The 14,536-nt window shown below is 40.9% G+C and carries 9 protein-coding genes; 5 read left to right on the top strand and 4 right to left on the bottom strand.

Annotated features, from left to right (window positions below; genetic code table 11):
* Window positions 1-88: 88 nt before the first annotated feature.
* The 3 genes from ACJV7B_RS00745 to ACJV7B_RS00735 all read left to right on the top strand — a co-directional run bounded on the left by ACJV7B_RS00745 (window position 89) and on the right by ACJV7B_RS00735 (window position 3,871).
* Window positions 89-1,462, top strand: coding sequence for an LCP family protein (locus ACJV7B_RS00745; RefSeq protein ID WP_419388706.1), 1,374 nt, complete (start codon window positions 89-91; stop codon window positions 1,460-1,462).
* An 86-nt stretch (window positions 1,463-1,548) separates the two neighbouring features.
* A complete protein-coding gene (locus ACJV7B_RS00740) occupies window positions 1,549-3,474 on the top strand; it encodes an FtsK/SpoIIIE domain-containing protein (RefSeq protein ID WP_419388705.1) in 1,926 nt (641 codons plus the stop codon).
* A gap of 124 nt (window positions 3,475-3,598) precedes the next feature.
* A complete protein-coding gene (locus tag ACJV7B_RS00735) occupies window positions 3,599-3,871 on the top strand; it encodes a WhiB family transcriptional regulator (protein ID WP_004135935.1) in 273 nt (90 codons plus the stop codon).
* A gap of 6 nt (window positions 3,872-3,877) precedes the next feature.
* Here the strand turns inward: ACJV7B_RS00735 and ACJV7B_RS00730 are convergent, their stop codons facing one another.
* From ACJV7B_RS00730 to hflX, 3 genes are all read right to left on the bottom strand, one after another.
* Window positions 3,878-5,362 carry a sensor histidine kinase gene (locus ACJV7B_RS00730; RefSeq protein WP_004135932.1) on the bottom strand — a complete coding sequence of 495 codons (1,485 nt, stop codon included), beginning with the start codon at window positions 5,360-5,362 and terminating at the stop codon, window positions 3,878-3,880.
* A 129-nt stretch (window positions 5,363-5,491) separates the two neighbouring features.
* Window positions 5,492-6,454, bottom strand: a complete 963-nt coding sequence (locus ACJV7B_RS00725; RefSeq protein WP_004107125.1) for an L-lactate dehydrogenase — start codon at window positions 6,452-6,454, stop codon at window positions 5,492-5,494.
* Between the two features lie 141 nt (window positions 6,455-6,595).
* Window positions 6,596-8,053, bottom strand: coding sequence for a GTPase HflX (gene hflX / locus ACJV7B_RS00720; RefSeq protein ID WP_419388704.1), 1,458 nt, complete (start codon window positions 8,051-8,053; stop codon window positions 6,596-6,598).
* A gap of 107 nt (window positions 8,054-8,160) precedes the next feature.
* Between hflX and ACJV7B_RS00715 the strand changes: the two genes are divergently transcribed.
* On the top strand, window positions 8,161-8,916 hold the full coding sequence (locus ACJV7B_RS00715; protein ID WP_375168949.1) for a class I SAM-dependent methyltransferase: 756 nt from the start codon (window positions 8,161-8,163) through the stop codon (window positions 8,914-8,916).
* Window positions 8,917-8,941: 25 nt separating this feature from the next.
* Window positions 8,942-13,024 (top strand): ATP-dependent RNA helicase HrpA, encoded by a 4,083-nt coding sequence (hrpA, locus tag ACJV7B_RS00710; RefSeq protein WP_419388703.1) that lies wholly within the window; start codon window positions 8,942-8,944, stop codon window positions 13,022-13,024.
* Window positions 13,025-13,107: 83 nt separating this feature from the next.
* Here hrpA and ACJV7B_RS00705 read toward each other — a convergent pair whose 3' ends face one another.
* The gene (locus ACJV7B_RS00705) at window positions 13,108-14,532 is read right to left on the bottom strand and encodes an MFS transporter (protein WP_004135926.1); all 1,425 of its coding nucleotides are present in this window, start codon (window positions 14,530-14,532) and stop codon (window positions 13,108-13,110) included.
* Window positions 14,533-14,536 lie beyond the last annotated feature (4 nt).

Raw genomic sequence — 14,536 nt, 5'->3', positions numbered from 1 at the left:
AAGTTTTTAGAAAATAAATATTTCTGAAAGCACATGTTGGCTTCGCAATATGGTTTTAATAAAATAGATTAAAGCATTTGGAGGATGCATGGATTCGCAACTGCACAGGGATTATTCAGAAAGCGGAGATAATCCGCCTAGCTTCACCCCTTCGCACAATAACGACTCATCACATGCGAATATTCCACCAAGTTTTACACCAAAACGAGGAAGAAAAGCAAAAAAATCTCCTGATGCAACAATATCTAAATCTAAGTCATCTGCTCAATCCTTTGCACCATCTTTTACCCCAGAATCTGCACCATCATTTGCACCATCTTTTACTCCAGCAGGTTCTAGGAAGCGCGTAGCACAAGCTTCAACTAGTCGAGCAAACAGAACAACAGCATATGCACAATCTAAAAACGAAATTCGCCCGCAGAAAATAAGCCAATCTTTATATCAACGTGCAAAATTTGACTCTGCGCAAAACGTTAACGAAAATATTTCTGCAGCAGCAAAAGCCCTAGAACACAAGCCACACATCTTTTTGAAAGTGTTTATTGCGCTTATTGCTATTATTGCAATATCTTGCGTCGGTTTAGGAGCATACTCATGGAATTGGGTTGATTCTCACATAAATCGCACTACTTGGCTTACCAATACTCCAAGCACTCAAGGAACTTCATGGCTTATACTTGGTTCTGATCAGAGAGAAGGCGAAGAAGCTAAAGAAATCACCGGTTTTAGAACTGACACTATTCTTGTATTAACTAAACCATCTAATGGAAACAGCTCACTAATTTCTATTCCTAGAGATTCATTAGTGTCTGTTAATGGAGAAAAAGTTAAAATCAATAGCGTTGCACAATTTGCTGGAAACAAAGCGCTTACTTCGATTGTTGAAAAGATTACAGGGCACCGTATTGACCATGTTGCCGAAGTACGTTTTGGAGGCTTAACTAATGTTGTTGATGCCATTGACGGCATTGACTTATGCTACAACAGAACTGTAAACGATAGATTTAGCGGATTAAATTGGACTGCTGGATGTCATCATGCTGATGGAAAAACAGCTCTTGCTTTTTCGCGTATGCGATACGCTGACCCTGAGTCTGATTTTGGTCGCGCTGCACGCCAGCGCATGGTTATTGCCGCTATCATGAAAAAAGCTTTAGATAAAAAGACCATCACTAATTTTGGTAAGGTAAAAAAGCTGGCAGAAACCGGTCTTTCATCCGTTCTTTTCGATGAAAAATCAAACCCTGGTAGCTTATGGCAGATGGCTCAAGCTTTTAAGGAAGCAACAGGTTCAAAAGGCATAACCGGCACAGTTTATTGGACTAATCCTGATTATCAAGTTCCAGGAGTTGGATCTTGCGTTCTGCTAGACGATGCTAAAAATCTTGAATTATTTAATCAGCTGGCAGAAGGCACGCATAAACCTGGAGCTGTTGGAACTTTTGCAGAATTACAGCAGTAAAATTTGCGTAATTTAATTACAAAGCTTTTAACCACAATATTAAACAAGTCTTGAAAGCTGTTACTAAATGCTGACATCATACTTTTATGATTAGCGAAACTAACACATCAATGACTACAAGCAAAGTTCTGCTATACGTGCAAATGGCAGCAAGCATAGTACCAATATTCGCTCATATTGCATTGCTAATAATGGCTTGGATTCAGAATAATTGGATGATGCTAGCGATGATTATACCTAGCATCATGATGTATATTGCAAGCCTAGTTCCGCAAATATTGCAATACATAAATCAGAAACAATACGAGCAGAAAATTCAGAATACTCAACAATCTAATAGCGAATCACAACTTTCGAACATTCATGACAGTAATGTTATTTACGGGCAAAAATATGTAGAAAACTTGCCAGATACGCTTACTCCAGTTAGTTTGGAAACTCTTCTTATGACGAGATCAGATATCTCAAGCGCTCAACTGCCATGGAAAACTGTTTTGCATGAATGGTTAAAACATTCAGATACTGATTTATTAAATTTTGATTATAAATCAAACTCTTATGTGCGAAAACTTACACAAGCTAAATCAACAAAAAACCAGCTTATTGCTCCATTAGGAGTTGGCTACAACGGTTACTGCTACATAGATTTAATAAGTAACGGTCCGCATGCTCTAGTAGCAGGAACTACAGGATCTGGAAAATCCGTATTGCTAACAACATGGTGTTTAGCTTTAGCGTTTCAATATTCTCCACAACAATTACGTTTCGTTTTCCTGGATTTCAAAGGAGGAGCAACTTTCGACATACTATCTAAACTTCCTCACTCTATGGGAAATGTTGGTGACTTAAATTTGCGCCACGCAACAAGAGCTTTACGAGGTCTTGAGTTGGAATTAGACCGTCGAGAGCGTCTTGTGGCCATGCAAGGATGCCATAATATTTCGCAAGTTACTCCGTCTGAACCTTCACTACTTATTGTTATTGACGAATTTCACGCATTAAAAGATCAGCTTCCAGACTACATGCCACGACTTATTCGCATAGCATCGGTAGGACGGTCTCTTGGGATGCATATTATTGCCGGAACTCAAAATCCTCTTGGACAAGTAAGCGCAGATATGAAAGCTAATATTTCTATTAATATTTGTTTAAGAGTTAGAGACTCGCTTCAATCTCAAGAATTATTAGGAACTTCTCACGCTGCAAAAATTAGCCCAAATACTCCTGGAAGCGCATATTACAATATTGGAGAAGGAGTAGAAGCTTTACGATGTGCGCAAAGCAGTAACGCAAAACGTTTAGTTAAAGCAATACAATTTGCCGGTAAATTCTGCTATTTAGAACACTCGAAAACATTATTCAGCGCTCCACTACCACCAGTACTTTCTTCAAAACAACTTGAAAGCTACAAGTATGAAAATTACGAAAATAAATATTTTTCTAAAGAAATTAATAATGAATGTGTAGATTCTTCAGCGAGCGAAGAATCAGTTGTTGTTGGATTGCAGGATGACAGTATTAACCTATTTGAAGCAAAAATACCTTTGAACCTTGGAAATATTGCTATTATCGGCGGCAGACAGCAGGGCAAAAGCACAATATTACGCATAATAGCGCAAAAATTACAGACGCAAGTATATTCAGCAAACGAAATAACAGCCAAAGAATCTGATTATATTCGAGACACTACTAAGACTGTGCTAATAGATGATGCAGACGAACTACTGGATCCGCTTAATACTAAAATAGCTGCTATTTCATTGCAAGACAGATTGCACAGCTTGGGTGCGCCTGTAATTCTAAGCACTCAAAGCGCACGCTATTTGCGGTTGCCTGAACAGGCTCCAGTTAGAATAATTTTCCCAACTGGAGATATTGGTACGGACGCATTGCTTGGCATACCTTCTGCATTGTCTAAAACCTTTAGCATTGAAGATTATCAGCTTCCCGGAAGATGCGTTCTTGTTACTCCAGGAACCGCAAATTTAACCCAAATAGCACTCCCCAACTAAAAGAAAAAATAAAAATTTTTAATAAAGACGCAAAATACCTTGAAAAAACTTCTTATTCATGATTTCCTTACATTCAGGGGTACTTCTAAGACTTACCGCTTTGGTTAAGAAATGAGGATTAGTCATGAGCAATTTGTTTGATTGGCGTTTGGCAGCTGCATGCCGTGATAAAGATCCTGAACTGTTCTTCCCTCTTGGCAATGCTGGTATGGCATTACAACAGCTTGAAGAAGCAAAAGCTGTATGTCGTTCGTGCAATGTTGCAACAGAATGCTTAAAATGTGCGTTGGAGACGAACCAAGATTACGGCGTTTGGGGCGGTTTAAGCGAAGATGAGCGCAGAACGCTAAAACGTCGCGCTTTGAGAGCACGCAGGCATCAAGAATCAGAGTTGTAGTTTTTTCTACTCAATACCAGATACGCGCAATTTAATATCCAGGACTACGCGAGTTCCGCCTTCTCTTCTTGCAGACCAGCGCACCGTACCGCCAAAATCATTGGTAACAAAAGTATTGATAAGCTGAGTTCCCAATCCCGATCCGGAAGGTTTCGCCATTCCGTGAGATGCCTCACTATCAATGCCATCACCATCATCTTCAACAACAATATTAAGATTGTCTCCTCCGCGGCCAACAGCAATACGAATATGACCCTTTTCACGACCTTCAAATCCATGTTCAACAGCATTCGTTACAAGCTCAGTAAGCACAAGAGACAATGGAGTTGCATCCTGTGCTGCAAGACGCCCAAACTTACCAACAAAATCAATATCAATATTTTGATTCTGCGATGCAAGTTCAATAGACATCTTTAGCAAACTTGAAATAACTTTATCAAAGTCAACAATTTCGTCAGCAGTCTGACTTAAACCTTCATGAACTAAAGCTATAGTTTGAACTCGTCTTTGAGCTTCCTCAAGCTCTTTTCTTACTTCAGCAGATTTTGTTTTACGAGCTTGCAAACGAAGCAAAGCAGAAACAGCCTGCAAATTATTTTTCACACGATGATGAATTTCCGAAATAGTAGCATTTTTAGTACGCAACTCTTGTTCACGGCGCAAAACTTCCGTAACATCACGGCATAAAACAACCGCACCTACGCGATTATTCGGCCCAAATAAAGGCAAAGAGCGCATAGAAACTATGGAACGGTTAGCTTCAAGCTCACAATCAACATCTGCTTTACCACTTAAAACAAGAGGCAAGCTTTCAGGAACATTATCGTTTGTGTGCAGCAGACGCGTGCCAAATTCGCTCAAAAACTCGCCTTGCATTGTGTCTAAGCCACCAAGCCTACGGAAGCAGCTAATAGCATTAGGAGAAGCGTAACGGACCACACCATCGGCCTCTAAAACAATAAAGCCGTCAGAAACACGAGCATTATGACGTTGGTTTAGAACAGATTCATGATATGGGAATTGTTCGCGCGCAATCATATCGAATAAAGTTTTGCCAGCATTAATACTTTCCATTTCGTAGCGGCCATTAGATTCTCTAGTTGCTAAATTAGTTTCGCGCATAACTAATCCAAGAGTTTTTCCACGGTGACGAACAGGAGCATAAACATAGCATACTGTTGCTCGACCAATTGAGCGCAATGTTGACGAATGGAAACTTGTTTCTGATTTCATTGCTTCATCAAGTTCTGGAACAAGCGAATCGTCCATTTTTTTGCCAAGTAAATCATCCGTTCGCAATGTAATAGCTGTTGAAGGGCGGCATTGCTCGGCAACAACATATTCTCCGTCTCCATTTTGAATAATAAGCAGTAAATCAGCAAAACTTAAGTCAGCTATAACTTGCCAATCAGCAACTAAATGATGTAACCATTCGCGATCACTGTCGTTAAAATCAGGACGAGTAGCGAGAATATGAGAAAAATCAGCCATGAGATAATCATATATCGTACTCACAGAAAATATTGCTCGGTATGTTGATAGCAGCAATACAAAAACCGCTTCTTCACAGTTTAAGCAAAGAAGCGGTTTATTTTAATATTAGTTTTAAGATTCTAAAAACTAGAAGCCAAACTTAGCAGCTGTTTCGCGCAAAGTCTCTGCAGAACGCTTCAACGCAGCCAACTCACGATCAGAAACTGGAGTGTTTAGACGAGAGTTTACACCATTGCGATTAAGCAAGGTTGGCACAGACATGCACACGTCGGAAATGCCGTGGAAGTCATCAAGCAAAGAAGATACTGGCAAAATGCGGTTGGTGTCACGAAGAACAGCCTCAACAATATCTACGCCAGACATTGCAATAGCGTAGTTTGTAGCACCCTTACCGTTGATAATCTTGTAAGCAGCGTTAACAACTTCCTGGTGGATCTCCTCGCGCTTGGCGGCATCAAGTGGCTCATGACCTGGAAGAGCGTTCCAATCGCACATTGGAACACCACCGATGGTTGCAGAAGCCCACAGTGGAACTTCAGAATCACCGTGCTCGCCAGCAATATAAGCGTGAACATTCTTAACGTTTACGCCAGTGTGCTGAGCAATAAGGAAGCGAAGACGAGCGGAATCAAGGTTGGTTCCAGAACCGAACATTTGGTTTGCTGGAAGACCAGAAAGCTTCATAGAAACGTGGGTTACAACATCAACAGGGTTGGTGATTAACATGTAGATTGCGTTAGGAGCAACCTTGACCACGTTTGGAATGATTGACTTCATAATGTTGATAGTTGCGCCTGCAAGCTCCAAACGAGTTTGACCTGGCTTCTGGCGAGCGCCAGCGGTAATAACAACCATGTCAGCGTCACGGCAAATCTCAACATCATCAGAACCGGCGATAGAAACTGCAGGATAGAAGCTAGAACCATGCTGCATATCCAAAACTTCAGCTTCAACACGTTCCTTAGCAATATCTTCAAGCACAATCTCGCGAGCAACACCGCGCTGCGCAGCAGCGAAAGCGAGAGTAGAACCGACTGCACCAGCACCAATAATTGCAAGCTTCGTTGGCTTAACCTGCGAACTCACCATGAGCAAAAACCTCTTTTCGGCAACCTATTAAACCCTACTCGCATAAAAATACTTAATTTATGCATTATTAAGGGCTGCTCTCACATTAAGAGCTTATTGGTATGAACACCTTTACTCTAATCGCACCACCGGAATTTTTTATTACAATGCGACTTGCTTTAGTTTTGCAGCTAAAGAAGGACCAACTAAAGCTGTAATACTAATACCGGTATCTAAGTAATCAACCTTTTCAACTATGCCATTTTCGCGAATTTTTGAAAGAAGCGAACCTTCACTATACGGAATAATCGCATCTATATGAACGCGTGGAGATGGCAACAATTCTTCTATAGAATCGCGAAGTATTTGCACATTTTCGCCACTTGCTGCCGAAACAATAATTGCATTCGAGTAAATAGCGTTAAGATGTTCTCGCGTAGCATCACTCATCATATCTGACTTATTAAATGCAATAATTTGTGGAATATCTTCTACGCCATCAATTTTTGAAAGAACTTCGTTTACTGCATCAATTTGCGAAATAGGATCCGGGTGCGAACCGTCAACTACGTGCAAAATAACATCAGCTTGGCTAACTTCTTCCAAAGTAGATTTAAAAGCTTCCACAAGTTGAGTTGGTAGCCTGCGCACAAAACCAACAGTGTCAACTAAAGTATAGTTTCTGCCGTCTTGAGTTTGCGCTCGACGAACTGCTGTATCAAGAGTTGCGAATAACGCATTTTCTACTAATTCTTGCGAACCAGTTAAGCAATTAATAATAGAAGATTTACCAGCGTTCGTATAGCCAACTACTGCAACTGTTGGAATATCTTTACGTCTGCGAGATTCACGTTTTACGTCACGTGCAGGTGCCATATGTGCAATATCGTGGCGAAGTTTAGAAATACGATTGCGAATAGCTCGACGATCCATTTCTATTTTTGTTTCACCAGGCCCTCTAGAACCAATACCAGCTTCTCCTGCAGCTCGTCCGCCAGCCTGCCTAGAAAGAGCAGCACCCCAGCCTCTAAGTCTAGGAAGCATGTATTGCAATTGTGCAAGCTCCACTTGAGCTTTACCTTCGCGGCTCGTAGCATGCTGAGCGAAAATGTCTAGAATCACAGCAGTTCTATCAACAACCTTAACTTTAGTTGTATCTTCTAAAGCGCGTCTTTGGCTTGGAGGTAAATCGTCGTCAACAATAATCGTATCTGCATCATGTTGCGCAACAACTGCTGCAATCTCACGAGCTTTTCCAGAACCAACATAAGTTGCAGCATCTGGCCTATAACGCTGTTGCAATATTCCGTCGCACACAACAGCGCCAGCTGTTTGAGCTAATGCTGCAAGCTCTCGCAAAGATTCTTCCGCTTGTGCAAGAGTTACTTTTGCACTCGACCATACGCCTACTAAAACAACGCGTTCAAGGCGAAGCTTTCTGTATTCAACTTCAGTAACATCTTGTAATTCGCCAAGACCTGCAACACGCTTTAAAGCGTTTCGTGATTCGCGCTCCTGCCAAGTCTCATCGTGCTGTTCTCTTGATGACGTGTTGTCAAGAAGCACGTCGGAATGACTCAAAAGCACATCATGAGTAGCAGTCCCCTCGCTATCTACCATTATGTCCTCCTGTATTCCATTGTGAATGACGTTTTACAACGTTTGTTTTATTATGGTGAATTGAGCCGACAATACAAAACGATGCGAAAGCAAATAAATAGCGAATTATGAGTAAGCAGCAATCGAAAAAAGCAAAGCAGTTACAAGAATCAAACCAATCTAAAAAAGCACAGCCACAAAATACACAAAAGCAACAAAATAAACAAAAGCAACAAAAAATTAGTGGTGAACAATACTTTTCAGCCGAGCCTTCATCGATTGACGAGCGTCGCACTTTACACGTAACTTTACGAGACAATGACGTAACCGTGCAAGTTTCTAACGGAGTATTTAGTGCTTCTAGGCTTGATTTAGGAACTTCTGTGCTGCTGAAACATGCTCCGGAGTTGCCGAAATCAGGTAAATTCCTCGATATTGGTTGCGGATGGGGTCCTATTAGCCTCGCTTTTGGATTGGAATCTCCAGAAGCGGAAGTTTTTGCAATTGATGTTAACGAGCGCGCGCTAGAACTTACTGAATTAAACGCAAAAAACGCTGGATTAAAGCATATTCACACTTCTTTAGTAGATGACGCTTTAAAAGAAGAAAATAATTCTAAAGAAAGTAATACTTTAGAATTTAATAATTTTGATATTATATGGTCTAATCCGCCAATTCGCGTTGGAAAAGAAATATTGCACGATATTTTACTTACTTGGATCCCTCGCTTAAAAGTGGGAGGAAAAGCTTACCTTGTTGTGCAAAAAAATCTTGGATCAGATTCACTTATTACTTGGCTTGCAGAAAATCTTGGCGAAAGCTACAGCGTTGAAAAATATGCAAGTTCCAAAGGGTACCGAGTTATTGAAGTGAAAAGAAATTAAAATTTAAGAAAAGAACTCGCATATTATGAAATTTGACTACCCTACTGAACTTCCTATTTGCGCAGCACACGACGAAATTATTGAAGCGATAAAATCTTCGCAAGTTGTGATTGTTTCCGGACAAACCGGCTCTGGTAAGACTACGCAAATCCCAAAAATGGCGCTTGAGCTTGGAAGAGGCGGCAGAGGTAAGCAAATCGTGCACACTCAGCCTCGACGTTTAGCTGCACGCACGGTAGCCGAGCGTATTGCCAGCGAAATGGGAGTAAAACTGGGCGAAGAAATCGGTTATCAGGTGCGTTTTACTGACGAAAGCTCAACTAAAACAAAGCTTCGAATTGTTACTGACGGTATTTTACTTGCGCAAATTCAGCGAGATCCTCTTCTTACTAGATACGACACGATTATTATTGACGAAGCTCACGAACGCAGTCTTAATATTGATTTTCTTTTAGGATACTTAACGACTTTGCTACCAAAGCGTCAAGATTTAAAACTAATTATTACGTCTGCAACTATTGATTCAGCTAAATTCCGCAATCATTTTGAAGAAGCTCTACATATAAAAGTTCCTGTTATTGAAGTTTCAGGACGCACATATCCTGTGAAAGTACTTTACGAACCTCTTGGCTCCGCTCCTTCACTTATGAAACATGTTCCTGGATTTGCAGATATAACAATGGATGAGGAAACTGTTGCAGAAAGTCAATCCAGTGAAAGCAATCGTGATGATATTGCGGATGAAGATATGACTTCTGCAGTAACTCGCGCATGCGCACAGTTGGTAATTCATTCGAGTCACGATCGAGGCGCACGCGACATTATGGTTTTTGCTTCCGGCGAGCGCGATATTCGAGAGTTTGAAGATGGCTTACGTTCATATTTTGGCACGCGAGCAAGCGATATGAAGCGAGCGGATGCTATTGAAATTGTGCCTCTTTTTGCCCGTCTTTCTGCAAAAGATCAGCATCGAGTTTTTGAATCGCACTCTCATCAGCGCATTGTTATTGCTACGAATGTTGCTGAAACTTCTCTTACTGTGCCTGGTATTCGATACGTTGTTGATCCTGGTTTTGCTAGGATTTCCAGGTATTCTAAGTCTGCTAAAGTACAAAGACTTCCAATAGAGCCAATTTCTCAAGCGAGCGCAGATCAGCGTTCTGGACGTTGCGGACGAATCGCGGATGGTATTGCGATTCGCTTATACTCGCGCGAAGATTACGAAACTCGCCCACGTTTTACCGATCCTGAAATTTTGCGCACTTCTCTTGGCGCAGTAGTTTTGCATATGCTTTCAGTTGGCGTTGCTAAAACTGGCGAAGATATTACTAATTTTGGTTTTATTGATCCTCCAGACATAAAAGCTGTAAGCGACGGCTTTAACGAACTTACTGAGCTTGGAGCAATAAGCAGAAAATCAGGTGTAATTACTTTAACTAAAGTTGGCCGTGAGCTTTCTAAGCTGCCTATTGATATTCGACTAGGACGAATGATTGTTGAAGCAGCGCGAAAGACTACTCCAAATACTCTTGCTGCAGTGCTTGTAATTGTTGCATTCTTAAGTCTGCAAGATCCTCGCGAACGTCCTGAAGAACAGCGCGAGGAAGCAGATAGGCTTCATAATCGTTATGCAGACGAAACAAGTGATTTTTTGACCGCTCTTAACATGTGGGATCGCTTATTCCAAGCGGATGGAGATATGAGCAACAATGCGCTTCGCAGGATTTGCAAAGCGGAATTTTTCCACTTTTTGCGTTTAAAACAGTGGAAAGATTTAGTTAATCAACTTCAAGACTTGTGTAAAGAGTTGCATTATAAAGTTGGCGATCCTACCCCAGTTAGAAGACCATCTTTGGAAATTCGTCAACTTCCTAATAATCAGCAGGCTTCTCACAGCTTGTGCTGCTCTTGGGATTCGCAAGGAATACACTCGTCAATGCTTGCAGGCTTGCTTTCTATGATGGGAATGCAAGTAGTGCGCGAACCTAAAGCTTCTGATTTTGCGGGATTAAGTGGAACTGCAAAAATTCGAGCTATGAAACGCGCTCAAAAAATGTCTAAAAACGATTATCAAGGTTCTCGCGGCACAAGATTTGCAATCTTTCCAGCTTCTGCAGTTTCTAAAACTACTCCCTCGTGGATTATTTGCACTGAATTAGTTGAAACTTCAAGACTCTGGGCAAGATATTGCGCACAAATTGATCCTGCTTGGGCTGAACCTCTTGCTAAAAATCTTACGAGAGTCACATATTCTGACGCTCATTGGAGCGCTTCTAAAGGCGCTGCCGTAGCAAAATCTAAAGTATTGCTATACGGATTACCTATTGTTAAAGATCGCACGGTTCAATGGGCTAGAGTTAATCCTTACGAAGCTCGTATGATTATGATTCGTCAAGGATTAGTTGAAGGAGATATTCAGCAGCGTTTCCAGCACGACGAATTTATTTTAAATAATCGCAATGTGCTTGACGATGCAGATAATCAAGCAAATCGCACTCGTCAAATAAGAGAAACTGTAAACGACGAAGATTTATTTACTTTTTACGACACTCGCATTCCTCAAGAAGCTACCACTATTGCAACTCTTGCAAAATGGTGGAAGGATAATTGGGAAGAAAATCCTAATATGCTCAACTTTGATCCTGATGAAGTTGAACGTTTGCAAACTACACAAAGCACTGATTTAGCGGATTATCCTGACCATTGGAATACTTTTGGAACCGACGGCCAGCCGTTTAGACTTCGCTTAAGCTATATTTATGATCCGAGCAATCCTTTGGACGGCGTAACAGTACATGTGCCACTTTACTCGCTTTCCAGGTTAACGTCTGAAGAGTTTACTTGGAATGTTCCAGGTTTGTTGGACGAGCTTATTATTGGAATGATTAAGTCTTTGCCGAAATCTTTACGAGTGCAATTTGTTCCAGCACCTAATACTGCGCAAAAAATTCGTTCTTGGATTGACGAGCATTACGATACTCTTCCTGGAATTGAAGAAACTAATAAAGATACAAATGGTCTTTCTTGGCCTGATTTTCGCGAAGTTTTTACCAAAGCTGCTATTGCTGTTATTGGCGCGCAGATTCACCCGGAAGTGTTTAACGATGAGCAAATAGGAAGGCTTTCGCCATATTTGCGCGTAACGTTTAGCGTTGAAGAAAGAAAAACTAACGCAAATCGCAATAAAGCTGCCGCAAAAAACAACTATGCTAATCGCGTAAAACCTACAATCCTTGGAACAGATAAGTCATTAATTGCATTGCAAAAACGCTTTGCAAAAGAAGCTCAAGAATCTGCTCGAGCGGTTGTAAATCGTAAAGCAAGTAAAGCAGCTCAAGCTGGAAACGTTGTAGAAAGAGCTGATTTATTGCACAAATCAGGCGCTACTAATATTTCTCGCTCGCAAATGGTATGGCAGGGTGCGCTAAACATGTTGCATTTAGACAACAAGCGTATTACTTCTAGATGGCTTGGTTCGGAAGCTTTACTTCTTGCAGCCGCACCTTACTCAACTTCTAAAGATTTAGCAGAAGACTTACAAATGGCAGCAGTAAAACGACTTATTCCAAACACAGACAATATTACTGATGACAATTTATTACGCGAAACTGTTGCCAATATTTCCGAAATATACGAGGATACGGTATACGATGTAGCTCACGATGTGATTGCTATATTAAAGCGTGATGCGGAAGTTAGTAAAGCTGTTTCCGGAAAGGCTGATTTGCCGATGCTATCAGTTTTGCAGTCCATTCGAGAGCATGTTGCAAGCCTAGTTTATGAAGGTTTTATTGCTAAAACTCCGTCGGATTCGCTTCCTAGAATAGAAAAATATTTGCATGCTGACGTGATTCGTCTTAATAAAGCTAAGTCAGATAAAAACCGTGACGTTCGTTGGGCTTGGGAAGCTGAAGAAGCGCACAAGATTGTTGAAAAAGCTAAAGATAAAGCAAAATCTTTACCTTTAGGACCATCGCACGATGAAGCGGAAAATATTGCGGAAAGATTGCGTTGGATGTGCGAAGAGTTTTATGTGTCACTTTGGGCGCAAGAGCTTGGTACAGCCAACCCAATTAGCATACAGCGAATGCGAAAAATGGACGCATAAAGTAATTAACAAAAAGTAGGCGGTCGCACGTATTTTGTACGACCGCCTACTCTTATTTTTACTTACTTATTAGCCTATTTAGACTATTCTTCAGTAATTTCCTTCTTTTCAGAAATAAAGCAGCTGCGAACCAAGTAAACCACTAAACCAATGATGGCTACTGCAGCACCCATCATAAGCAAATTGGAATAACCTGCCGCCTGTCCGCTAAGACCGTTGAAGGAGAATCCTTTGAATAAATCTCCTCCAAAGAAACCGCTGAAAATAGAAATACCAATAGAAGCGGTAACGTTCATAATCAAATCATTCATACCGCAACCACGGCCGGATTCTTCAACTGGAAGAGAAGAGAGAACTGTTGAAACAATTGGAGAATACATCAAACCGCATCCTGCATAGTAAATGCATGCGCAGATAGTAAGCGACATAAAATCAGTGTTGATAAGCAAAGCTGCACCAACCCAGCCAACAATCATCAAGAATGCTGCTGTAATAATACCGGCTTTGCGACCAATATGACTAATAATCGTACCAGAGAACACGCCAAATACTGCAGCACATACGAAAGCCCAAACAAGGTAAGAAGAAACCTGATTAGTGTCCATATGGTACAGAGCGCCGCCAATAACGTTATAAATTGGAGGCATGCAGTAATTAGTGAAGTAGAAGATGAAAATAAGAATAATGCCAGAAAGCCAACGCTTATTCTTAAAGAATGCAGGAGTTACGAACGGGTTCTTTGCCTTCATAATGTAGAAAGCGAACAAAACGAAAAGCACAATAGAACCAAGCAACAATCCCCAGGCCTTGTAGGAGAAGAACAGCGTAAGAAGCGTTACGGCAATACCGAATACGGTGAAGCCGAGTTTATCAATCTTTCCACCAATACCATTCTTTGTAGGCAAGCACTTAACAAGAACCGGCAAGAACACGATTGTTATTGCAGGAATAAGGAACAAATATTGCCAAGCAATAGAGCTTAAAATACCTGCTGCAAACACACCTATAGAAGCAGAAAGCTGATACGCTGCAGTAAAGAGTCCGAAGAAAATAACCTTCAAATCATTGCGCAAATACTTAGTTGCAATAACAAGGAAGGAAGATCCTGCAACCTGCTCACCAGCGGTTTGCATAATACGTGCAATAATAACTGTCCACAAGTTTGGAGTGAAATAGAAGTTTGCAATAAAACCAAATAAAGATCCAACAAACAGTGTTACGAGACCGATTGTTATAAGCCTACGAAGCGACACAAAGTCACCTAAAGATCCATAAATAAAGCAAACTATACCTAGCACAATAATCGGTAAGCTTGTAATAAGAGAAGCCTGATCAGGCGCTCCAACAGCTTTACCAATCTGGTTAAATACCAAGTTAAATCCTTGCAAACACAAAGTGCCAAGAATAAATGTAATAAGCAGCAAAATAAGAGAATAAATTGCCACTTTATCGCGGGTTTTTGGATCCTCGTATGGGTCTGCTGCAATAGCAGCTGCATTTTCATTCATAATA

Origin of the sequence: Gardnerella bretellae (genome assembly GCF_048545135.1) — a bacterium.
In the GTDB taxonomy this organism is placed as follows: Bacteria; Actinomycetota; Actinomycetes; order Actinomycetales; family Bifidobacteriaceae; genus Bifidobacterium; species Bifidobacterium greenwoodii.
Note: the sequence above shows the minus strand (reverse complement) of the source record. Positions and strands in the feature narration are given on the sequence as shown.